Below are 22,211 nucleotides of genomic sequence, written 5' to 3'. Positions count from 1 at the left end.
CGTTCCGGTGACGGAACGTTGTGGCTTCACCAATCTCTCGCCCGGACAACGGCCATGTCACCAATCCAGACCCTTCGCAGACATCGCGTCGCCGCTCTGCTGGGCGCCGCGCTGGTTGTCAGCCCCTTCGCCCTGCCTCTCGCTCCCAGGCTGAATGATGTCCTGGCGGCAACAGTCACCCCTCCCGTCACCGGCATGACGGCGCCGAGCGGCTCGTTCGCGCCGGTCGTGGCGGCGGACAAACCGGCGGTGGTGACCATCACGACGGTCATGAAAGCTCAACAGCCGGACACCATGAGCGACGCCTCGCCGTTTGGCGGAACCTCGCCTTTCGACGACTATTTCCGCCATTTCTTCGATGACCAGGGACAGCCCGCCCCCAAAACACCGCCGGAGCAGGCGCCGCGCACCGAGGCCCTCGGCTCAGGCTTCATCGTCGGCGCCGACGGCACCATCGTCACCAACAATCACGTCGTCGACGGCGCCCAGTCGATCAAGGTGACGCTCGACGACGGCACCGAGCTTCCCGCCAAATTGATCGGCCATGACGCCAAGAACGATCTTGCCGTGCTCAAGGTCGAGGCCGGCAAGCCCTTGCCGACCGTCAAATGGGGCGATTCCGATAAGCTCATGCCGGGCGACCAGGTGCTCGCCTTCGGCAATCCTTTCGGCCTTGGCACCACGGTCACGGCCGGCATCGTCTCGGCGCGCGGCCGCGACCTGCACAGCGGGCCGTTTGACGACTTCATCCAGATCGACGCGCCGATCAACCGGGGCAATTCCGGCGGCCCGCTGACGGATGTGAACGGCAATGTCGTCGGCATCAACACGGCGATCTTTTCGCCGAATGGCGGCAGCGTCGGCGTCGGCTTCGCCATCCCCTCGGACCAGGCGCAAAAGGTCGTCGCCAAGCTGATGAAAGGCGGCTCCATCCAGTACGGTTATCTCGGCGTCCAGATCCAGCCGGTGACGCCTGACATGGCGAGCGCCATCGGCCTCGATCACCCCGCCGGCGTGCTGGTCGCGCAGGTCAGCGACGGATCGCCGGCCGCCAGGGCAGGCATCGAGACCGGCGACGTCATCACCAGCTTCGCTGGCCAGGACATAAAGGATCCAAGGGATCTGTCGCGCGCCGTCGCCGACGTTGCGCCCGGCACGAGGGAAACCCTCAGTGTCTGGCGCAAGGGGCAAAGCCTGCAGATCTCCGTCGAGGTCGGGCGCAACGAAGACGACATGGCAACGGGATCGGTGACAGGCGATCAGGGTCAGCCGTCGACGGAGCAGGGCTTTCGCGCACCGGCGCTCGGTCTCGGCCTGATGGACGTCACCCCGGATGTGCGCCAGGCAATGAACCTGGCAGGCAACCAGCACGGCGCACTGGTCGAGCGCGTCGACCCGAACAAGGCGGCATCGGCTTCCGGCATCCAGCCCGGCGACATCATCGTCACCGTCGACCAGCATCCGGTGAGGAGCGCCAGGCAGGCTAACCAGGCGATTGTGCAGGCTGCCAAATCTGGCAAGAAATCGGTGCTGCTGCTTGTCGAGCGTGGCGACGCCCAGATGTTTGTCGCCGTGCCCTTCGCCAGTGGCTGAAGCAGACGGCGCGCTGCCAAGGTCGATGTAGAGCATTGCCGCCAGGCCGGAGCCAAGATTTCGGTTGCCCGCGGGCGCGTCTTCGAGAAAACTGACAAAGGTCGATTGGACCTTGCGCAAACGGATATTCTCGATGGTTACCCGAGGCTTCTCTTCCGGACGAAAGCCGCCGACGGATACGGATGCACGTATCCCGCCGGGGCAATATCTCGAGCAAGGTTTCCCGGTCCTGTCGGCCGGCCCGACGCCGCATGTGCGCACCGAGGATTGGTCGTTCACGCTTAAGCATGGGCCGCGGCCAATCAAGAAGTGGCACTGGGCCGAGTTCAACGCGCTGCCCTTGACCAAGATGACGCGCGACATCCATTGCGTCACCGCATGGACCAAGTTCGACACGGCGTGGCAGGGCGTGCTGGTCGACGACATCCTTGCCGACGCCGGCATCGAGCCGCCCACTGCCTTCACGCTGGCGCTGGGTTTCGACGGCTATTCCACCAATGTGCCGACGAAGGATCTCACCGGCGGCAAGGCGATGGTGGCGCTGCTTTACGAGGGCAGGCCGATCACCCCCGACCATGGCGGCCCGGCACGGCTGCTCGTTCCGCATCTCTATTTCTGGAAATCGGCCAAATGGCTGAACGGGTTGCAGTTCACCGAGCGTGACGAGCCGGGTTTCTGGGAGTTGCGAGGCTATCATATCTATGGCGACCCGTGGCGCGAGCAGCGCTACACGAACGATCCATGAGCGGCGACGCACCGGCGGCGCAGTCGCCCTGGCAGACGGTCACCATCACCCGCATCCAAAAGCGTACGCCGCGCGTCACCAGCTTTTTCCTGCAGCCCTCGCGGCCCTTCGCTTACCGGGCCGGACAGCATGTCGACGTCAGGCTGACTGCACCTGACGGCTATCAGGCGCGCCGCTCCTACTCCATCGCCTCGGCGCCGGAGACCGGCGAGACCATCGAGCTGGCGATTGAAAAACTCGAGGACGGCGAGGTCTCGCCATTCTTTCACGAGATCGCGGCGGTGGGCGACGAGGTCGAGTTGCGCGGGCCGCTCGGCGGCCATTTCGTCTGGTCCGACGGCGATGGCGGACCGCTCCTGCTCGTCGGCGGTGGGTCGGGCGTGGTGCCGCTGATGTCGATGGTCCGTCACCGGGCGATGCGGGGATCGCTGGTCGCCGCCGCCCTGGTGTTTTCGGCGCGGGTCTGGGACGAGGTGGTCTTTCGCGACGAGTTGATCGACCTCGCCGAGCGCCGGGATGGTTTCGACCTGGTGCTGACGCTGACGCGCGAGCCGGCCCGCCGTCCGGCGGATTATGCGCGGCGGATCGACGCCGCGATGATGGTGCAAGCCATGACGAGGCTGCCCGCGCCGCTGAAGCTCGCCTTCGTCTGCGGCTCGAACGCATTCGTGACGGCCGCCGCCGAGGCACTGATCGATGCCGGCGTGCCGGCGGCACTCATCCGCACCGAACGCTACGGGGTCTGACCCGGTTCTGCTTGCCCGGTTGCTGCCTTCGCCGGCCGGCATAAATGGGCCGAAAACAGGCAGAACGGCGAGGCCGCGTTTGGCTGAAATGGTTAACGATTCCATAAACAACCCCTGCTGCTACTTTTATCGGTTTTAAAAAATCGAACCGAACGGTTCGTTTCTGTTGACAATGCGTGCAGGACGCTGTGAACGCTGCCTCTCCAAGTCACCTTGCAGCCAGACCGATGCTACGGGCTATCCACCTGATATTTATAAATAAAATTGTGGCGAAGGGAATCTCTGGCACAATTTCAAGGTGTAGATTCTTGGTCCACACCAAACAACTTCGTGATTGGAAACTGGCCATTGGCTTTCCCACATCGGGGCTGTCCGAACGACGCGAATTCCTCCCAAGACACGCCGCTAGACGGACCGAAAACTAAGATACTGGAGTACTAAAATGAAAAAGATCGCTCTTGCCGCCGTCGCCGTTTTGGCCATCACCGGCAGCGCCTTCGCTGGCAGTGACAACTTTGGTTCCAATGGTGCGAACCAGCCTGCCGCTTCGGTCGACAGCTCGTACACGGCTTCCATTCAGAAGCCGGTTCATGCTGACAAGCAGCCTGTCCAGGGCGCCGACCGTAACCTCTTCGGCAACAACTAACAGCCGATCCCAGTATCAGGGCGGCGGGCATATCCGCCGCCCGGGATCTGAAAAAATTCAGGAGTATTAAAATGAAAAAGATCGTTCTTGCTGCCGCCGCCGTTCTGGCCATCACCGGCAGCGCTTTCGCCGCTAGCGACAATTATGGTTCCAACGGTGCCAACCAGCCTACCGCTTCTGTCGATAGCTCGTACACGGCTTCCGTCAAGACGTCGGACCAGGCTGAAAAGCAGCCGGTCGTCCAGGGCGCCGACCGCAACCTCTTCGGCAACAACTAACAGCCGATCCCACCATCAAGGCGGCGGCATGCCCGCTGCCGGGACCCGAGAAATTCAGGAGTATTAAAATGAAAAAGATCGTTCTTGCTGCCGCCGCTCTCTTGATTGCCGCCGGCAGCGCCTATGCCCGCAACGACAATGTTGGCGGCACCGACATCAACAAGCAGACGACCGTCAACGTCGACAAGACGCAGACGTATTCGGTGCGTGACAGCAACTCGCCGATCTACAAGCTGCTGAATTCGTCTGGCGATGTGCCTAAGTCCGCGCCTCAGGGCGCCGACCGCAACCTCTTCGGCAACAACTAACAGCCGAACTGGAATTAAAAACAAGAGCGGCGGGCCATGCCCGCCGCTCTTGTCTTTTGCATGGCGGAAAAACGCCTGCTTCAAGCCGCCTTTGCTTCTGCTTCATGGAGCGCGAAAGAGCGCCCGTCCGCGTCGAAAATATGCAGGTCGCCGGCGTCAGCCGTCAGCCGCAGCGTCGCTCCGCGCTTGACCTCGACATTGCCCGGCAGCTTGGTCACCAGCGGCAGGTCGGCGCGGCCGATGTCGACATAGACGAGTTGGACCTCGCCGAGCTGCTCGACATAATCGACCGTGCCTTCGAACAAATAGTCGGCGCCAGTGGCAATCATCAGATCCTCCGGCCGCACGCCGAAGCTCACCGCAGCGCCTTTCGCCGAGACAGGCGTTGCGATCGGCACCGTCGCCTTGCGGCCGCCGACATGGCTGACGACGGTGGGGTTGCCGGTCCTGTCGATCGTTGCCGGCAGGATGTTCATCGCCGGCGAGCCGATGAACTGGGCGACGAACAGATTGCCGGGCCGCTTGTAGAGCTCCATCGGCGTGCCGACCTGTTCGATATGGCCTTCCTTCAGCACTACGATGCGGTCGGCCAGCGTCATCGCCTCGACCTGGTCGTGGGTGACGTAGATCATCGTTGTCGCCGGCATCGATTCCTTGAGCTTGGCGATCTCGATGCGGGTGGCGACACGCAGCGCCGCGTCGAGGTTGGATAGCGGCTCGTCGAACAGGAAGACCTTGGGATTGCGCACGATGGCGCGGCCGATGGCGACGCGCTGGCGCTGGCCGCCCGACATCGCCTTGGGCAGACGGTCGAGATATTTGGTCAGCTGCAGGATCTCGGCCGCCTGGCGCACCCGCTTGTCGATCTCGGCCTTGCTTTCCTTGCCGATCTTCATCGAGAACGCCATGTTGTCGTAGACCGTCATGTGCGGATAGAGCGCATAGGACTGGAACACCATGGCGATGCCGCGTTTCGACGGCGGCACGTCATTGACAATTTCGCGGTCGATCTTGAGCTCGCCCGAGGTGATTTCCTCCAGCCCGGCGATGCAGCGCAGCAAGGTCGACTTGCCGCAACCAGACGGACCGACGAAGACGATGAATTCGCCCGACTTTATGTCGAGGTCGACGCCGTGCAGAATGTTGAGATTGCCGTATGATTTCTTCACTTGCCTTAGCGTGACATCGGCCATGGTACGTACCCTCCAGTTCTTCCTTGAATTCAGTCGATACGCCCGAACCAGGCGCCGTAGCCGCCGAGGCGGATAGTGCCGGCGCCAGTCTGTCCCGAAAACCCGTGTCCCGGCAAGGGCTGCAGTGAGCGGCCGCCAAGATCGACTTCGGCCGGCTTTGCGCCGAGATTGAAGGCGCAGACGATCTGCTCGTTGCCTTCGCGGCGCGTGAAGGCGACGGTGTCACCGTCGCTTTCGATGAACTCGATATCGCCCTTGGCCAGTGCCGGATGAGCGCGGCGGAAAGCCAGGAAGCGCCGGTAGTGCTCGAGCAGCGAGCCGTCGTCGCCTTGCTGCACATTGACCGCTTGCGCAAGGTGCTTGCTGGGCACCGGCAGCCAGGGCTTTGCCGTCGAGAAGCCGCCATTGCGGGCAGCGCCGTCCCAAACCATCGGCGTGCGGCAGCCGTCGCGGCCCTTGAATTCCGGCCAGAAGCGGATGCCGTATGGGTCCTGCAGATCCTCGAAGCTGAGTTCAGCCTCGCTGAGCCCGAGCTCCTCGCCCTGATAGATACAGACCGAGCCGCGCAACGACATCAGCAGCGCCGAGATCACCTTGAGGTAGGCGGTCGGGTCGGGCTCGCCGGCTGCCCAGCGCGAGGCAGGGCGCATCACGTCATGGTTGGAGAAGGCCCAGCACGACCAGCCGTCGCTGGCCACCTTGCCGAAGGTTTCCAGCACCGAGCGTACCTTTGCCGCGCTGATCTTCTCCGGCGCCAGGAAGTCGAAGGAGTAACACATATGCACGCGCTTGCCGCCTGCCGTGTAGGCCGCCACTACTTCCAGCCCACGCTGCGAATCGCCGACCTCGCCAACCGCGGCCGTCGCCGGATATTCGTCGAGCAAGGCGCGGAAGCGTTCAAGGAAGCCGAGGTTTTCAGGCCGGCTCTTGTCGTAGAGATGGTCCTGGTAGTTGTAGGGGTTGACGGCAGGCGCCGTCTGGTCGTTGCGCTGCTCGGGCGGCAGCGGCGGATTGTCTTCCAAGCCTTGGCTGTGGAAATAGAAATTGATGGTATCGAGGCGGAAGCCATCGACGCCGCGCTCCAGCCAGAAGCGGGTGACGTCGAGCAGCGCGTCCTGGACCGCGCGGCTATGGAAATTGAGGTCGGGCTGCTCGGCCAGGAAATTATGCAGATAATATTGCTGGCGGCTGGTGTCCCACTGCCAGGCCGAGCCGCCGAAGATCGACAGCCAGTTGTTGGGCGGCGTGCCGTCCGGCTTGGCATCCGCCCAGACGTACCAGTCGGCTTTTGGATTGCTGCGGCTCGAACGGCTTTCCTTGAACCAGGGATGGATGTCGGCGGTGTGCGAGAGCACCTCGTCGATCATCACCTTGAGACCAAGCCGGTGCGCCTCGGCGGTCAGCGCGTCGAAGTCGGCCAGCGTGCCGAACATCGGATCGACGTCGCAATAATCCGACACGTCGTAGCCAAAATCCTTCATCGGCGATTTGAAGAATGGCGAGATCCAGATCGCGTCGACACCGAGCGAGGCGATGTAGGGCAGCCGGCCGATCATGCCCCTCAGGTCGCCGATGCCGTCGCCGTTCGAATCCTGATAGCTGCGCGGGTAGATCTGGTAGATCACGGCACCTCGCCACCAGTCGCGATCTGTAGCGAGATCGGGCTTCGGGGTGGCCTTCAAAGCGGATTGCATGATCTCAACCTCCTTTCACCGAGCCGGCAAGCAGCCCGCGGACGAAATAGCGCTGCAGCGAGAAGAACACGATCAGCGGCACGATGATGGTGACGAAGGCCGATGTCGTCAGGATCTCCCAGTCGCCGCCGCGCGAACCGAGCAACGCATTGAGCTTGGCGGTCAGCACGATCTGGTCGCCCTCGGTACCAAGGAAAACCATCGCCACCAGCAGATCGTTCCACACCCAGAGAAACTGGAAGATGGCGAACGAGGCCAGCACCGGGAACGACAATGGCAGCACGATCTTGACGAAGATCTCGAAATCGCTGGCGCCGTCGATGCGCGCCGATTCCATGATCTCGCGTGGCAGGCCGGCGATATAGCTCCTCAGGAGATAGATGGCGAAAGGCAGGCCGAAGCCGGTATGCGCCAGCCAGATGCCGAGATAGGTCTTCGACGGCACGCCGAAGAAGCTGCCGACGCCGTTATAGAGCTTCAACAGCGGGATCAGCGACATCTGCAGCGGCACGACCAGGAGGCCGATGATGACGGCGATGAGCAGGGCCCGGCCGGGAAAGCGCATCCAGGCCAGCGCGTAGGCGGCGAACGCGGCGATCAGGATCGGGATGACGGTCGCCGGAATGGTGACGGTCAGCGAGTTCATGAAGGAGCGACCGATGCCTTCCGAAAACAGCACCGTGTCGTAATTGTCGGTGGTGAATTTCGGCGGCGCCGACGAGGCGTAATAGACGCGCTGGCCGCGTTCGCCTTCGAAAGCCTTCGGCGAGGTCATGACGAAACTGCCGTCGGCATTGAGCTGCAAGGTCACGCCGTCGCCGAGATCGGCTGTCGTGCTGGCGGGATATTGCGTCGGCGCTGCCGACTTGACGCCGAAGGCGCTGATGTTGCGGGCCGGGCCGTCGCCGAAGATATTGCCTTGCAGGACGAACTTGCCGTCCTTCTCGACCTGCGCCGAGGCGGGCGGCAGCCGTCCGGCTTCCGTCTGGCTGGAACTGGTGAACGAGTTCCACCAGCCCGAAGCGATGATCTGGTCCTTGTCGCGCAGCGACGAGACCAGAATGCCGAGCGTCGGGATCGTCCAGATCGCGACGAAGATGAAGACGGCGATATGGACGCCGAAACGGCTGAAAAAGGACTTTCCGGTCGACGCGGCCATCTCAATGTCCTTCCGTCTCTTTGTTCGCCTGGCGGATGTTCCAGACCATGATCGGAATGACCGCGATCATGATGATGATGGCGATGGTGGCGCCGCGACCGAAATCGCCGCCGCCGCGGAACATCCAGTCGAACATCAGATTGGCCAGCACCTGGCTGTTCCACTGGCCGTTGGTCATGGTCAGCACAATGTCGAAAACCTTCAGCACCAGGATGGTGATGGTGGTCCAGACGACGGCGATCGTCCCCCAGATCTGCGGCACCATGATCTTCCAGAAGATCTGGAAAGGGTTGGCGCCGTCGATGACGGCGGCTTCCAGCGTCTCTTCCGGAATGCCGCGCAAGGCCGACGACAGGATGACCATGGCAAAGCCGGTCTGGATCCAGATCAGGATGACCATCAGGAAGAAGTTGTTCCAGAACGGCAGCGATATCCAGACCTGCGGCTGGCCGCCGAAATACTGGATGATGGCGTTGAGCAGACCGATCTGCGTCTGCCCGTCGCCGCGATACTCGTAGATGAATTTCCAGATGACGCTGGCGCCGACGAAGGAGATGGCCAGCGGCAGGAAGATCAGGCTCTTGGCGATGGTGCCCCACCAGATCTTGTCGGTGAGCACGGCGATTATCAGCCCGAGGAAGGTGCAGGCGGCCGGCACCACCGCCAGCCAGATGATGTTGTTGAGGATCGAGTTGCGGAACTCGCGGTCGCCGAACGCCCATTGATAGTTGGCCAAGCCGACGAAATGGCCGCCGCCGCGATCGAGGAACGACAGCCTCAGCGTCTCCACCACCGGGTAGATCAGGTAGATGGTGAGGATGATCATCGCCGGCCCGACGAACAGCCAGGGTCGGATCACCCCCTGCCGGCGCAGATTGTTAATCGCCGCCTTGCCGGAAACGCCGCGTGCCGGAAAGATTGTGTCGAGTGCCTTGTTGGCGCCCCAGAAATAGGCGACGCAGCCGCCCACGCCGATGATGATGACGAATATCGCCGAAAAAATCTGAGCCGCCATGGGTCCCTCCCCCTGCGCACGGATCCGCCAGTCGAGAATGGCTTTGGCGACGGGATCATGCGCCGATTCAGTTGTCTGGAGCGCGACCAGCCGAAAAGCAGGTCACTGGGCGCGCGTCATGCCGGAATGCGTTGTGCTCACGACAATCGACGCGACGCCAAGCACCGGATAGGATCCGGGCCGTTTGAGGCCCGGACCGCATCAGATTGGGAACTCAAGCCGGCCGCTTACTTGATCGCGTCCCAGCTTTTCTGGATGTCGGTGGCGACGTCCTGGGCGGACTTGCCGCCGACCAGGTCGATCATGCCGGTCCAGAACGCGCCGGCGCCGATCTTGCCCGGCATCAGGTCGGACCCGTCGAAGCGGAAGGTCGAGGCGTTGGCCAGGATCTCGCCCTGCTTCTTCAGCGCGTCGCTGGCATAGGCGTCCTTGTTGACCGACTTGAACGGCGTCACGAAGCCGCCCTGTGCCATCCAGATCTCATGAGCGAGCGGCAGCTTCAGGAATTCGATGAAGGCGCGCGCTGCCTTGGAGTCCTTGGTGATCATGGCCAGCGTGCCGGCGCCGAGCACCGGAGTGCCGAGCTCGGGCTTGGAGGCGTAGGGCGGGTAATAGAAGAAGTCGGCATCCTCGCCGATCTTGGTGCCTTGCGGGAAGAAGGTCGGGATGAACGATGCCTGGTGGTGCAGATAGCATTTCGGCGGCACCGAGAAGAGGCCCTTCGGGCTGTCGCGGAAATCGGTCGCCGCAACCGCCTTGGCGCCGCCCTCGACCATCTTGTCGTCGGTCGCGATCTTGCCGAAAATGTCGATGGCGTTGACCACGGCCGGATCGTTGAACGGAATTTCGTTCTTCACCCATTTGTCGTAGGTCTCGGGCGTCTGGGTGCGCAGCATGATGTCTTCGACCCAGTCGGTCGCCGGCCAGCCGGTGGCGCCGCCCGAACCAAGCCCGATGCACCATGGCGTGCCGCCGTCGGCGATGATCTTCTTTTCGAGCTCGGCAAGCTCTTCCTGCGTCTTCGGCACCTTGTAGCCGGCTTCCTCGAAATTGTCCGGCGAGTACCAGACCAGCGACTTCACGTCGGCCTTATAAGGAAAGGCGAAGAAGCCGGGCTTGCCGTCCTTGTCCTTGAAGGTGCCGAGGTCGACCCAGGATTGGCCGGCGCCGTAATTGTCCTTGACCCAGTTGGCGGTGTCGTCGCCGAGCGGCGTCAAAAGGCCCTTCGATGCCAGATCCTGGATCAGGCCCGGCTGCGGCAGCACGGCGATGTTGGGCGGGCTGCCGGCCTGCGTGTCGATGACGATCTGCTGCTCGTAATTCTCCGACGAGGAGTACTTGATCTCGGCGCCGGTGGCTTCGGAGAAGTAATCGAGGACGGTGCGGATAAGCCCTTCGTCCTCGCCGCGCCACGGTCCGAAGATCGTCAGCGTCTCGCCCTTGAGGTCGACCTTCTTGAGCTCTTCGTAGTTGGCCCAGTTGAAACGGGGATCTTCGCCCGGCTTGAACTTCAGTTCGGCTTGCGCGGGCATGGCCAGGGCTAGCGTGGCAAACGCGGCGCCCAGCAGAAGCATTTTCTTCATCGGTATTCCCTCCCAGTGGTGACAAACACCGAACGAAACCTCCATTCCGTCCGCCGGCGCTGCAGGACTGTGACTCAGTCGGAAAGGAACTGCAACCTTTCGCAGAGTCTTCCAAAGCGCTTTGGTCATTTTGATCTCGCCACTGAATTGATCGCGAGTCAAGAGGAAGCCGGCTTAATCGATTTAATTTCTGCAGTCGAGTGCCGGCGAAAGTGCGCTGCAGCACAGTTTTCTGGCGGTGCAGCAGCAAATTCGGCTTCAAACCGGTCCGAACCGTGCGTATGGTCATCACGCTCGGCAACTCGGTTCGTAGCGGCCAGATCGATTCAGATTAAAAGCGCTTTGAGGTTGGAGGCCTCCGGTGAACCTCAAGCAGCTCTCCCACATGCTGGCGCTTTCGCAGACCACGGTGAGCCGCGCATTGAACGGCTACCCGGAAGTCAACGAGGAAACGCGCCGGCGGGTGATGGATGCCGCCAAGCGTCACGGCTATCGCCCCAATCCGAGCGCGCGCCGGCTGGCGACCGGCAAGACCGGCATGATCGGCTATGTGCTGCCGACGGGAACGACCGTCGATATCGACCCGCATTTCGTCGAGTTCCTGTCCGGCCTCGGCGACTATGCGCGTTCGCACGAGCTCGACCTGGTGCTGTCACCGGCCGATGCCGACGACCAGGAGACGACCTACCGGCGCATTGTCGCCAACCGGCAGGTCGACGCGGTCTATATCTCCTCGCCGAGGCCGGCCGACCGGCGGGTGGCACTCGTCAATACGCTCGGCATTCCCTTCATCGTCCACGGCCGCAGCGAAGGCTTCGATTTCGACTACCCCTTCACCGACATCGACAATGAGGGCGCCTTCCACGAGGCGGCGCGGCTACTCGTCCAACTCGGTCACAGGCGGCTGGCACTGATCAATGGCGATGATCGCGAGACCTTCGCCATCCATCGCGAGCGCGGCGTGCGGCGCGCGCTTGCGGCAAGCGGCCTTGTGCTTCGTGATCAGCATGTCTGTTCCCTCACCATGACCGAGGAGAACGGCTACCGCGCCGCCAGGCGTCTGCTGGAACAAAGCGACGCGCCGACGGCGATCGCCTGCTCCAGCCTGATCATGGCGCTCGGCGTGGTGCGGGCGGTGCGCGATCTCGGCCTGACCATTCCGGGCGACCTGTCGCTGATCGCCCATGACGACGTCTTTCCCTGGCTGAAGCCGGAAAATTTTTCGGTGCCGCTGTCGACGACACGTTCGTCGATCCGCCTGGCCGGCGCACGCATCGCCGAACGGCTGGCGGCGCGGATTTCCGGTCTGGAGGAGGGCGCTCGCGGCGAGGTCTGGCCGGTCGACCTTGTGGTCAGGGGATCGGTCGCCGGCGCGCCTGCCTAGGGGCATAACTCAATCACTCTGAACGACCAAAGTCGCCGTTGGGTGGCTGTTGGCCAGCACAGGCAATCGCCATGCGTCATGTCTCAGGCCGCGGACTTGAGGTGATCGATAAAGACGCGCAGCTTCGGCAGGACTTGGCGCTTGCCAAGATGGTAGAGAAAGACGCCCGGCGTCGTCGCAGCGATGCACCGGTCTGAGTTTTCCTTCGGCTATCGGACCTTCGGCGACGGGTCGAGGCGTCTGCGCCAGCCCAACGCCCTTTGTCGCAGCCCCGAGCAACGTTGGATAGTCGTGCGCGATCAGTGGGCCTGAGACGATCGCCTCGATAGCACCGTTGCCGTCGGCGAAGGTCCAGGGCGCGATGGCGCCGTTCGAGCGGCGCAAGCGTAGGCAGGCGTGGTGGCGCAAGTCGTCGACACGTTCGGGGTAGCCGTGGCGCTCGAGATAGTCAGGGCTGCCGACGACCACGAACGTGAACGGCGGCGTAAGCCGCACTGCAACCATGTCGGGCGCGATGAGCTGGCCGAGGCGGATGCCGGCATCGAACCCCCCGATCGCGAGATCGACCATCTCGTCGCTCGCGGCGATCTCCAGTTCGATCTCAGGATAGGCTTGGCAGAACGACGCGATCATCGGCTCCAGGATCAATGGCACGACGGCGCGGGGCACGGACAGGCGCAGCAGCCCGGTCGGCCGTTGGCCGACGTCGCGCGCAGCCTCGCCGGCCGCGGCGATCTCCTCGAAGGCAGGGCCGGCGCGCTCGAGGAAGCGCTGGCCGGCCTCGGTCAGACCGACGCTCCGCGTCGTGCGGGCGAACAGCGCCGCACCCATGCGGGCTTCCAGCGTGCGCACCGCCTGGCTCACGGCGGACGGCGTCACGCCGAGATCGGCGGCGGCACGGCGGAAATTGCGGTGCCTGGCGACAGCCAGGAACACCTCGACGCCCTCCAGTGCACCACGCCGGATTGTGTAGTCCTGCTTCATAGGTTGTTCTGATTACAGCGGATAGTCGGATTATGGAAGCGGGCTTAGGTAAGAGCTGCAAGCCAGGAGACATCTTGCCCAGGAGATATATTGCAATGACCGATGAACTTGATGGCGTGCGCGACCATTATCGCGCGACCGGCCTGACCGAGCGGCTGAAGATGGTACTGGCTGCCCTCGGCCCGGAGGATCAGCTTCTTACGCCCCAGCAATTGGGCACCCTCGACCAGTTTCACACCCGTGGGCTTGCCTCGACCGCCGAGATTGCCCAATTGGCGGGGATCGCGGCCGGCACGTCGGTTCTGGACGTCGGCTCGGGCGTCGGCGGGCCGGCGCGCTTTCTGGCTGCGACCTATGGCTGCCGGGTTACCGGCGTGGACCTCAGCGAGCCTTTCGTGGATGCTGCGCGCTATCTGACCGAGCGCACGGGACAAAGCGGGCAGCTGTCGTTTCAGACCGCCAGCGCATTGGAGCTTCCATTCGATGATAGCCGTTTCGACGTCGTGCTGCTGCAGCATGTGGCGATGAACATCTCCGACCGGGCGCGGCTCTACGGCGAGATCCGGCGCGTGCTGAAACCAGGCGGCAGGTTTGCCACCTTCGACGTCGTCTCGGCCATTGGCGAGCCGCACTATCCGCTGCCTTGGGCGCGAACGCCGGCGACGAGCTTCCTCCTCACAGCCGAAGCGACGGGCGAGGCGATCGAACCGGCCGGCTTCCGCGTGCTGGCGTGGCAAGACGACACCGAGACCGCCAAGGCCTGGTTCGCGCAACTGCGCGCATCCGGGCCGCCGCCTTCACCAAATCTCGGCGTGGTGATGGGACCGGACTTCGCTCAGCTTTCGACCAACCTGGGACGAAATCTCATGCAAGGCCGGCTCGGCGTCCTGACCGCGGTGTTCGAGGCCGTGTGAACCAACTGTTGGGAGGACGTCAGATGTCCACGGAAGTACTGTTTCAAACCCATCTCGTTCTGGGCTATGTCGCGTGGCTGCTCTGCTTCGGGGCGTATGTCTGGCCGTGGCTCAGGTCGATGGACCGGGTCGCGGCGCAACGCGCTATCGCTACGCTGCACAGCTTCCGCTTCTTCGGGCTCGTCTTCATGGTTCCAGGCGTCGTAAGCCCCAATCTGCCTGCCGATTTCGCCGTGTTCGCCGCCTACGGCGATTTCGCGACTGGCGTGCTGGCCATGCTGGCGCTGCTCACGGTGAGGATACGCCCGCTCTTCTGGTCGTTGGTCGTCGCCTTCAACGTCGTAGGGACGGTCGACCTCATCGTCGACTATTATCACGCCATTCAGATCGGCCTTCCTGCCCGCGCGGGGGAACTGGGCGCAACCTACGCGATCCCGATCATCTACGTACCGCTGCTGATGATCACGCACATCGCCGCGTTCTATTTTCTGGCACGTCCTCGGCAAAACGCGACTTGAGCGGGCTATTCTTTGGCCGCCTCGGCCGCCTTGGTGTCCAGCAGGCCAAAGCCGAAATCATTGTCCTGAAGCCGGAAAATTTTTCGGTGCCGCTGTCGACCACACGTCCGTCGATCCGCCTGGCGGGCGCACGCATCGCCGAACGGCTGGCGGCGCGCATTTCCGGCCTGGAGGAGGGGGCTCGCGGAGGTCTGGCCGGTCGACCTGGTGGTCAGGGGATCGGTCGCCGGCGTGCCTGCCTAAAGGTCAAAACTCGATCACTCCGGGCGACCGAGTTCGACCCAGAGCGGCCGTCCGACCCTGCGAGCCCGATGACGCGGGCCGACCCTTAGCAGGGAACGGACTGAAGAACAGCCGCGCTGCAGCAGCAAAGGAGATCGATCGCTTCCCCCATACCACAACCGCTATCGGCGGAGTACCGAATCGGCCGGCTGAGCCGTCGTTATCGGATCGGCATGACGATGCACAATCTTCCACAGACCATCTTCTGGGCGAAAGACGCTCGTCGCGCGTAACGCAAGAGGCGTGACATCGCTCCGACCGCCAACCTTGGACCTGAGCCGCTCCACTTCGACGATGTATGCCAGCTCAGACGTCACACACTTCGCTATGTTCTCGAAGCCGGTAGCGTCGCCGTCCCTGTAGTTCGATGCCGCTTGCTCCATCGTCTCAATGACCTGTTTCCATCCATGCGCGAAAGGGCCAAACGGATTGCCCAGTGTTACATCGTCTCGTTGGGAAAAGAGCTTCTTCGCTGGCGCGGGGTTTCCTTTCATGAACTCATCCAGAGCCAGGTGGTATTCTTCAACTGCTTGATCGAAGTCACTGGCGTCGAGGGACACGTCATCCTCCCTGTCGTTTCTATTTCTGATCAGGACTGGCGACCACAGGTCTACATTCTGTGTGCCCGCGGTGAAGCATTTTCCCTACTGCGGCGTAGTGCAGGTTGGCTTGGTCATTATAGCACGGCGTGAGACAAGTTTCGCGACAGCGTTGTGAGACGGCTCGGTAAATGGCCGCTCTCCACCGAGGCCGGTGGAAACCCGTCGCGATATCCTGAGCGTAGAATTCTGTCCTCGAATAATGCTGCTGCCCTTGAGAGCGTCGGCCAGAGTCGAGTTTTTACACGGCCTCCACCCTTCTCGGCCATTTGCGACAACCAACTGATTGAGCTTTGATAAGGCAGAAGCTTCAAACACGAGACTTAGTTCTTCGCCGCCTCGGCCGCCTTGGTGTCCAGAAGCCCAAAGCCGAAATCATTGTCGCGCCCCTTGGGCCCGAGATCCTTTGCCGTGGCGGCGAGTGCTTTCTCGACCCAGTCGGCGGAGCGGTCGGGCGCGGCATGCAACAGATTGGCGATCGCGCCGGTCACGATCGCCGCTGCAAAGGAGGTCCCGGTCACCACATCCGAGCCGGCGCCGCTCGGCGCCACCATCTCGACGCCGGGAGCGGAGATGAAGACGTAGGCGCCGCGATTGGCCTGCGGCATCAGCCCGTCCTTGGCATCGGTGGCCGTCACCGCGATCACGCCGTCGAAGGCGGCCGGATAACCATAGGGCGCCTTCGGCCCGTTATTGCCGGCGGCCGCGACCAGCACGATGCCAAGCGCGCGCGCATTGCGGCAGGCGATGCCGAGCAGGTCGTTCTTCGGGCCGACGAAGCTCATATTGATGATGCGGACATCCTGCTCCGCCGCCCAGTCGAGCGCCGAAAGGATCACGTCCATGGTCGACTTGCCGCCCTCGAAGGCGCGGGCGTGATAGATCCTGGCGCCCGGCGCCATGCCTTTGAACGCGCCGGTGCCGGCGATCAGGCCGTCCACCGAAGTGCCGTGGTCGCGGGCCTTGATCGGCACGTCGGGCATGGCATCGAACTGCCCGGCAATAACGCCGGAAAGCGCCGGGTTGCTGTCGTCGATGCCGGTGTCGATGACGCCGACGCGGACATTCTCGCCGCTGGCCGCGTTGGCGTCGAGTGCGATGCGCTCGAACGCATAATTGACGATGCTGGCCGCCTGCTGCAGCGCATAGACATGGTTGGCCTCACGCCGCAAAATGCGGCCGTTGGCGGCAAGTTGCGCCAGCACGACGCCGACCGGGCGGCCATCGGGTATGCCGAAGCGCACCAGCGTGTTGCCGAGCAGCCGCGACTGCCGCTGCGAGCGTATTTCGAGGCCGAACGAGGCGGCGATCTGCTGGACCGCACCGGCATCGCCATTGATCGTGACCAGCACCTCGTCGGGCACGAAATCGCCGATCACGGCGCGCCGCGGCTCGGTTGCGACAAGATCGGTCGGCGCAACCACCGGACCGCCCGGCGCGGCAGCCTGTGTTGCCGGGGCGCCCGAAGGCGGAGCAGACGGCGGGGCCGCAGTATTGCCAGGAGGTATCGGCGCCCCGGTGACTGCGGTAGGATTGGGGAACAGGTCGACAATCAAGCCCGGAAGAAACACCGCGCCCGTCGTTCCAGGAGCCGGCGCTTTGCCGCCATCCTTCACGCCGCCGCCATCCTTGGCGCAGTCGGCGTTGGCAGCACTTCCCCGGTTCAGGCAGTCGATCTCAGCCTGGGTGAGGTTCGGGTCGTTGGTCTGGGCCATTGCGGACGCGGCGAAGATTGTGATCGCCGCCGTCAATCGAATGACCGCCTTAGCCGCCATCAGCCGGTTTCCTTCCCTCCAGGGCAGCTTCGGTGAAAGGCTGGGCGGCAATAAGGCCAAGCAGCTTCTGATAGTCGGCGGCGGTCTTGGCCGGAACGCCAAGGCGGAAGACGCCGTCGGCGGTCGGCCCGCCGGCGATCTTCAACTGGTTCTGGTCGAGAAAAGCGACGATGTCGGACAGCTTCGCATCCGGTTTGAACTTCACCAGTGCAAACGGCATTTTGGCCAGATCGTGCTCCGATCCGGCAATCTCGAAATCGCCACCTCTGTTGCCGGTCTGCACAAAGGATTGCGCGACGACCAGGGCCAGCAGCACCGTGGCCGCCGCCCAGGCGACGCCGGCGGGCACCGCCATGAAGCGGCTCCAGGCCTGCGCCAGCCAGGACGATGCCGCAGGCGCGCGGGCCGGGCCGGCCTCGGCGTCGAGCGCCCTGGCAAAGCGGCTGAGCGCATCGGCCGGCGGGCGGATTGCCTCGTTGGCGGCAGCGGTGCCGGAGAATTCGGCCTCGGCCTCGCCAAGTGCGGCCATCGCCGCCGGATCGCTCGCCAGCCATTCCTCGATGGCTTCGAGCTCGGTGCCCTCCAGCGAGCCGTTCAGATAAAACGGCAGCAGCATTTCCATTTTGTCGCGGCGCGACATTTTTTCAGCGGCGCTCATGGCCACCCCCTGTCGTAACCGGCGGCCTTGAGGGCTTCGCCGAGTTTCTTGCGGGCGTAGAACATCCTGGTCTTGACCGTGGCGACCGGGATGCCGAGTACCTCGCCGATCTCGCTCACCGATTGCCCGTGATAATAGGCAAGGTCGATCACCGTACGGTGCTCTTCCGGCATGGCATCGATGAAGCGTCGCAAGGCAGCGGCCTTGTCTTCCTTCATTGTCACGACTTCCGGCGTGTCGGCGCCGTCGGCGACCTGGGCCGCGTCATCGTCGTCGATCCAGTCTTCCTTCTTCTTGCGTAGCAGGGACAGCGCCTTGAAGCGGGCAATGCCGAGCAGCCATGTCGAGACCTCCGAGCGGCCCTCGAAGGCCGGCGCCTGCCGCCAGAGTTCGAGGAACACCTCGTTCGCGATATCGTCGGCCATCAGTTCCGATCCCGTCTGGCGTGCCACGAAGCGGTAGACCCGCGCGTGGTGGCGCATGAACAGGAGCCGCACGGCGGCACGGTCGCCCTTCGCGACCCGCTCGACGAGCGCGCGATCGGTCTCCGCGGCAGTCATCGCCGGTCGAGCCGCCTGGCTCCTGCCTTCTCTGTCGCTGATCGGCCCAAAAAGGTTCACCGCATCCGCCCGAGGAATTTTGCGGAGGCTAGCCGAAGAGCGGGAACGTTGCCAGAGGGGAGAAGAGGGCGCGCGCTCAGCTCAGAAATGGCTCGGCCTTCATTGTCGCCGGCACCGGCACGCCGAGACGCGCAAGCACCGTCGGCGCGAGTTGCAGCTGATCGAGCAGCGTATTGGCTTCCGGACCCTCGCCGGATCCGAAGTAGTAAAGTGCGAAATCCTGCATCTCCTCGTCGTGGCCGCCATGATGGCCGCGATTGGTCTGGCCATGATCGGCGGTGACGATCACCTCGTAGCCGGCCTCCCGCCAGCGCGGCAGGAAGCCGGCGAGCATGGCGTCCATTGCATAGACGGCATGATCCATCTCGTGGCAGTCATGGCCGAAGCGGTGGCCCATCGAGTCCAGCGTGCAGCTGTGCAGGATGCCGTAGTCGATGCCGTAGCGCCTGGTCAGCATGGTCAACGTCGCGAACAGGTCGACGTCGCTCGGCGTCATCTGGTTGCTGTCATTGTAGCCGGTCATGGTGTGGAACCGGCCATGGCTGATCGGCCCGCCCGGCTCGTCGAACTCCATGTCCTCCACCAGGTCGAACGGATAGCCCCGGAAGAATTCGGACCAGTAGGAATGGGTGACCGCACCCGTCTTGCCGCCGGCCTTCGTGACTTCGGAAAAAACGTCCGGCTGTTCGACGCGAAACCGGTTTTCGTTGGACAGGATGCCGTGCACTTGGGGCGGCACGCCGGTGTGGATTGAGGCATAGCAGGATGCCGAGGTCGACGGCAGCACGGAGCGCATCTTCCACACGCGCGCGTCGCCGGATTGCACCCAGCCTTCGAGATTGCCCATCAGCCGTCGCCAGTTCCGGTAAGGCACGCCGTCGAGAATGATGAGCAACAGTTTTGTGTCGAGCGCCATAGGCGGCTCCATGCGGTTTAGTCGGATAAGTCGGATCGTGCGCCTGGGGCCTGCCGTTCAATCCACGCCCGGACAGGATCGTCACGCGCAATGGCCGGCCCGCTAGTTCCCCGCGCTAGCCATGCGGCGTCCCTTGATCGCCTTTTCCAGCCAGCCGATCTCCATTTCGGGCACCGACGACAGCAAAAGATCGGTATAGGCATCGAAGGGTGGCGTCAGCACGGTGCTCTTGGCGCCGTAGCGCACCACTTCGCCGCGATACATCACGGCGATCGAATCGGCGATCGACTTGACCGTGGCCAGGTCGTGGGTGATGAACAGATAGGCGACGTTTTCCTCTTTCTGCAGCCCGAGCAGCAGCTCCAGTATGCCGTGGGCGACCAGCGGATCGAGCGCCGAGGTCACCTCGTCGCAGATGATCAGCTTCGGCTTGGCGGCGAGCGAGCGGGCGATGCAGACACGCTGTTTCTGGCCGCCGGAAAGCTCGGCCGGGTAGCGGTCGACAAAACCCTTGCCCATCTCGATCTTGTCGAGCAGTTCCGCGACACGGGCGTCACGTTGCCTTCCGCGCAGACCGAAATAGAATTCCAACGGCCGGCCGATGATGGTGCCGACCGTCTGGCGCGGGTTCATCGCCACGTCGGCCATCTGGTAGATCATCTGCAGTTGGCGAAGATCCTCTTTCGGCCGGTCGGCAAGCCGGTTGGCGAGCGGCCGTCCGTCGAAGGTGACGGTGCCTTGTTCGGGCGGCAAGAGGCCGGTGATGGCGCGCGCCAGTGTCGATTTGCCGGAGCCGGACTCGCCGACCACCGCCAGCGTCTGGCCCGGGAAAATATCGACCGAGACGTTCTTCAGCACCTTGATGTGACTGCGGCCATAGGCGGCGGTGATGTTCTTGACCGACAGGAACGGGCTCGTGCCGGGCTTCTGCTCCTGGTGTTCGATCTCATGCACCGAAACCAGCGCGTTGGTGTATTCCTGGCGCGGCTCCTTGATGATCTGGCGGGTGCCGCCCCATTCGACCAGCCGGCCATGGCGCAGCACCATGATCTCGTCCGAGACCTGCGCGACGACAGCAAGGTCATGAGTGATGTAGAGCGCCGCGACATGAGTGTCGCGGATGGCGTCCTTGATCGCCGCCAGCACGTCGATCTGCGTCGTCACGTCGAGCGCCGTGGTCGGCTCGTCGAAGACGATCAGGTCGGGCTCGGAACACAGCGCCATCGCCGTCATCACACGCTGCAGCTGGCCGCCGGACACCTGGTGCGGAAAGCGTTCGCCAATGCTTTCGGGGTTCGGCAGGCTGAGCTTCTTGAACAGCGCGACGGCGCGTTTTTCGGCCGCGGCCCGTGTCGCCCTGCCATGCAGCAGCGTCGCTTCGACCACCTGGTCCATCAGTCTGTGCGCCGGGTTGAAGGCCGCCGCCGCCGATTGCGCGACATAGCAGACCTCGCGACCGCGCAGCTTGCGAAAGCCCTCCTTGCCGCCTTTGAGGATATCCCGGCCGTTGAGGATGACCTCGCCGCCGGTGATGCGCACGCCGCCGCGGCCGTAGCCCATCGACGACAGGCCGATGGTCGATTTGCCGGCGCCGGACTCGCCGATCAATCCGAGCACCTTGCCCTTCTCCAGCGTCAGCGAGACATCGTGCACCAGCACGATGTTCTTCGGCGCCTCGCCCGGCGGATACACGGTGGCCTCGATGCGCAGATTGCGGATGTCGAGCAGCACGCCGGACTTCGGTTGCCCGGGCTTCGGTTGCTTGTCAGCCATTACCCGCGTCCTCCCTTCAGGCTTGTCGTGCGGTTGAGCACCCAGTCGGCGACAAGATTGACGGAAAGCGCCAGCGCTGCGATCGCTGCCGCCGGAATGAGGGCGGCGCCTATGCCGAAGACGATGCCATCCTTGTTTTCCTTGACCATGCCGCCCCAATCGGCGTCCGGCGGCTGCACGCCAAGCCCGAGGAAGGACAGCGTCGACAGGAACAGCACGGCATAGATGAAGCGCAGGCCGAGTTCCGAAACCAGCGGCGACAGCGCATTGGGCAGGATTTCGCGGAAGATGATCCAGCCGCTGCCTTCGCCACGCAATTTGGCCGCCTCGACGTAATCCATGACGTTGATGTCGACGGCGACCGCCCTCGACAGGCGGTAGACGCGGGTCGAGTCGAGAATGCCCATGACCAGGATCAGTGTCACCAGATTGGATGGCAGCACCGAAAGCACGACAAGGGCCATGATCAGTGTCGGGATCGACATCAGGAGATCGACAAGCCGTGACAGCAGCGTGTCGAACCAGCCACCGAAAACCGCTGCCGAAAAGCCGAGGATGGCGCCGAGCGAGAACGACAGCGCGGTCGCCAGCACCGCGATGAACAGGGTGATGCGGGCGCCATAGATCATGCGCGACAACAGATCGCGGCCGAGATTGTCGGTGCCCAGCCAATGCGCCGCCGACATCGGTTCCCAAGGGACGTCGCTGACGATCTCTGCATTACCGTGCGGCGCGATCCACGGCGCGAAGATTGCCGCCAAGACGAACAGTGCCGTCAGCACGATGCCGATCAATGCCGGGATGGGGATGCGTTTGATGACGAGCATG

Annotated in this window: 21 protein-coding genes and 2 pseudogenes; 10 read left to right on the top strand and 13 right to left on the bottom strand. The window is 63.4% G+C overall.

From position 1 onward, the window contains the following. The first annotated feature begins 54 nt into the window (after window positions 1-54). The 6 genes from NKH70_RS00420 to NKH70_RS00395 all read left to right on the top strand — a co-directional run bounded on the left by NKH70_RS00420 (window position 55) and on the right by NKH70_RS00395 (window position 4,316). Window positions 55-1,593: a DegQ family serine endoprotease gene (locus NKH70_RS00420; protein ID WP_352915119.1), complete on the top strand. Its 1,539-nt coding sequence runs from the start codon at window positions 55-57 to the stop codon at window positions 1,591-1,593. 133 nt (window positions 1,594-1,726) lie between these two features. Further along, a complete protein-coding gene (locus NKH70_RS00415) occupies window positions 1,727-2,338 on the top strand; it encodes a molybdopterin-dependent oxidoreductase (RefSeq protein WP_352915121.1) in 612 nt (203 codons plus the stop codon). Next, complete coding sequence (locus NKH70_RS00410) at window positions 2,335-3,084, top strand: FAD-binding oxidoreductase (protein ID WP_352915124.1); 750 nt, start codon at window positions 2,335-2,337, stop codon at window positions 3,082-3,084. Before NKH70_RS00415 ends, NKH70_RS00410 begins: the two co-directional genes overlap by 4 nt. A 442-nt stretch (window positions 3,085-3,526) precedes the next feature. Next, the gene (locus tag NKH70_RS00405; RefSeq protein ID WP_352717268.1) at window positions 3,527-3,730 is read left to right on the top strand and encodes a DUF680 domain-containing protein; all 204 of its coding nucleotides are present in this window, start codon (window positions 3,527-3,529) and stop codon (window positions 3,728-3,730) included. Between the two features lie 71 nt (window positions 3,731-3,801). Further along, complete coding sequence (locus NKH70_RS00400; RefSeq protein WP_352717269.1) at window positions 3,802-4,008, top strand: DUF680 domain-containing protein; 207 nt, start codon at window positions 3,802-3,804, stop codon at window positions 4,006-4,008. 68 nt (window positions 4,009-4,076) lie between these two features. Then, window positions 4,077-4,316: a DUF680 domain-containing protein gene (locus NKH70_RS00395; protein WP_352915127.1), complete on the top strand. Its 240-nt coding sequence runs from the start codon at window positions 4,077-4,079 to the stop codon at window positions 4,314-4,316. Window positions 4,317-4,396: 80 nt separating this feature from the next. Here the strand turns inward: NKH70_RS00395 and NKH70_RS00390 are convergent, their stop codons facing one another. The 5 genes from NKH70_RS00390 to NKH70_RS00370 form a co-directional block, all read right to left on the bottom strand. Continuing rightward, window positions 4,397-5,509, bottom strand: a complete 1,113-nt coding sequence (locus NKH70_RS00390) for an ABC transporter ATP-binding protein (RefSeq protein WP_352717271.1) — start codon at window positions 5,507-5,509, stop codon at window positions 4,397-4,399. A gap of 29 nt (window positions 5,510-5,538) precedes the next feature. Then, window positions 5,539-7,203, bottom strand: coding sequence for a beta-galactosidase BglA (bglA, locus tag NKH70_RS00385; protein ID WP_352915130.1), 1,665 nt, complete (start codon window positions 7,201-7,203; stop codon window positions 5,539-5,541). Window positions 7,204-7,207: 4 nt separating this feature from the next. Continuing rightward, window positions 7,208-8,362, bottom strand: coding sequence for a carbohydrate ABC transporter permease (locus tag NKH70_RS00380; RefSeq protein WP_352717274.1), 1,155 nt, complete (start codon window positions 8,360-8,362; stop codon window positions 7,208-7,210). A gap of 1 nt (window position 8,363) precedes the next feature. Continuing rightward, window positions 8,364-9,377, bottom strand: coding sequence for a carbohydrate ABC transporter permease (locus NKH70_RS00375; RefSeq protein WP_352717276.1), 1,014 nt, complete (start codon window positions 9,375-9,377; stop codon window positions 8,364-8,366). A 227-nt stretch (window positions 9,378-9,604) separates the two neighbouring features. Then, window positions 9,605-10,960, bottom strand: a complete 1,356-nt coding sequence (locus NKH70_RS00370; protein WP_352915135.1) for an ABC transporter substrate-binding protein — start codon at window positions 10,958-10,960, stop codon at window positions 9,605-9,607. Between the two features lie 361 nt (window positions 10,961-11,321). Between NKH70_RS00370 and NKH70_RS00365 the strand changes: the two genes are divergently transcribed. Then, window positions 11,322-12,344: a substrate-binding domain-containing protein gene (locus tag NKH70_RS00365; protein WP_352915137.1), complete on the top strand. Its 1,023-nt coding sequence runs from the start codon at window positions 11,322-11,324 to the stop codon at window positions 12,342-12,344. Between the two features lie 83 nt (window positions 12,345-12,427). Here NKH70_RS00365 and NKH70_RS00360 read toward each other — a convergent pair. Beyond that, window positions 12,428-13,328 (bottom strand): annotated as a pseudogene (locus NKH70_RS00360) (LysR family transcriptional regulator). Between the two features lie 95 nt (window positions 13,329-13,423). Here NKH70_RS00360 and NKH70_RS00355 point away from each other — a divergent pair. The 3 genes and pseudogenes from NKH70_RS00355 to NKH70_RS00345 all read left to right on the top strand — a co-directional run. Then, window positions 13,424-14,242 carry a class I SAM-dependent methyltransferase gene (locus NKH70_RS00355; protein WP_352717281.1) on the top strand — a complete coding sequence of 273 codons (819 nt, stop codon included), beginning with the start codon at window positions 13,424-13,426 and terminating at the stop codon, window positions 14,240-14,242. Window positions 14,243-14,265: 23 nt separating this feature from the next. Further along, the gene (locus tag NKH70_RS00350; RefSeq protein WP_352717283.1) at window positions 14,266-14,760 is read left to right on the top strand and encodes a DUF8737 domain-containing protein; all 495 of its coding nucleotides are present in this window, start codon (window positions 14,266-14,268) and stop codon (window positions 14,758-14,760) included. 65 nt (window positions 14,761-14,825) lie between these two features. Then, a pseudogene (locus NKH70_RS00345) lies at window positions 14,826-15,003 on the top strand (transcriptional regulator); the annotation flags it as partial. Between the two features lie 161 nt (window positions 15,004-15,164). On the opposite strand, the gene NKH70_RS00340 reads toward NKH70_RS00345, so the two are convergent. The 7 genes from NKH70_RS00340 to NKH70_RS00310 form a co-directional block, all read right to left on the bottom strand. After that, window positions 15,165-15,602, bottom strand: coding sequence for a YybH family protein (locus NKH70_RS00340; RefSeq protein WP_352717284.1), 438 nt, complete (start codon window positions 15,600-15,602; stop codon window positions 15,165-15,167). Window positions 15,603-15,964: 362 nt separating this feature from the next. Next, complete coding sequence (locus NKH70_RS00335) at window positions 15,965-17,416, bottom strand: S8 family serine peptidase (RefSeq protein WP_352977085.1); 1,452 nt, start codon at window positions 17,414-17,416, stop codon at window positions 15,965-15,967. Next, window positions 17,406-18,074 (bottom strand): anti-sigma factor, encoded by a 669-nt coding sequence (locus tag NKH70_RS00330; protein ID WP_352915145.1) that lies wholly within the window; start codon window positions 18,072-18,074, stop codon window positions 17,406-17,408. The genes NKH70_RS00335 and NKH70_RS00330 overlap by 11 nt, the downstream gene beginning before the upstream one ends. Then, window positions 18,071-18,634, bottom strand: a complete 564-nt coding sequence (locus NKH70_RS00325; RefSeq protein ID WP_352452243.1) for a sigma-70 family RNA polymerase sigma factor — start codon at window positions 18,632-18,634, stop codon at window positions 18,071-18,073. Before NKH70_RS00325 ends, NKH70_RS00330 begins: the two co-directional genes overlap by 4 nt. Window positions 18,635-18,770: 136 nt before the next feature. After that, the gene (locus NKH70_RS00320; RefSeq protein ID WP_352717288.1) at window positions 18,771-19,610 is read right to left on the bottom strand and encodes an alkaline phosphatase family protein; all 840 of its coding nucleotides are present in this window, start codon (window positions 19,608-19,610) and stop codon (window positions 18,771-18,773) included. Window positions 19,611-19,712: 102 nt separating this feature from the next. Beyond that, a complete protein-coding gene (locus tag NKH70_RS00315) occupies window positions 19,713-21,383 on the bottom strand; it encodes an ABC transporter ATP-binding protein (protein WP_352717290.1) in 1,671 nt (556 codons plus the stop codon). Beyond that, window positions 21,383-22,210, bottom strand: a complete 828-nt coding sequence (locus tag NKH70_RS00310; RefSeq protein ID WP_353024761.1) for an ABC transporter permease — start codon at window positions 22,208-22,210, stop codon at window positions 21,383-21,385. Before NKH70_RS00310 ends, NKH70_RS00315 begins: the two co-directional genes overlap by 1 nt. Between the last annotated feature and the right edge of the window lies 1 nt (window position 22,211).

Origin of the sequence: Mesorhizobium sp. M0991, assembly GCF_040318915.1 — a bacterium.
Taxonomy (GTDB): Bacteria; Pseudomonadota; Alphaproteobacteria; order Rhizobiales; family Rhizobiaceae; genus Mesorhizobium.
This window is presented reverse-complemented; position numbering and strand designations above follow the sequence as displayed.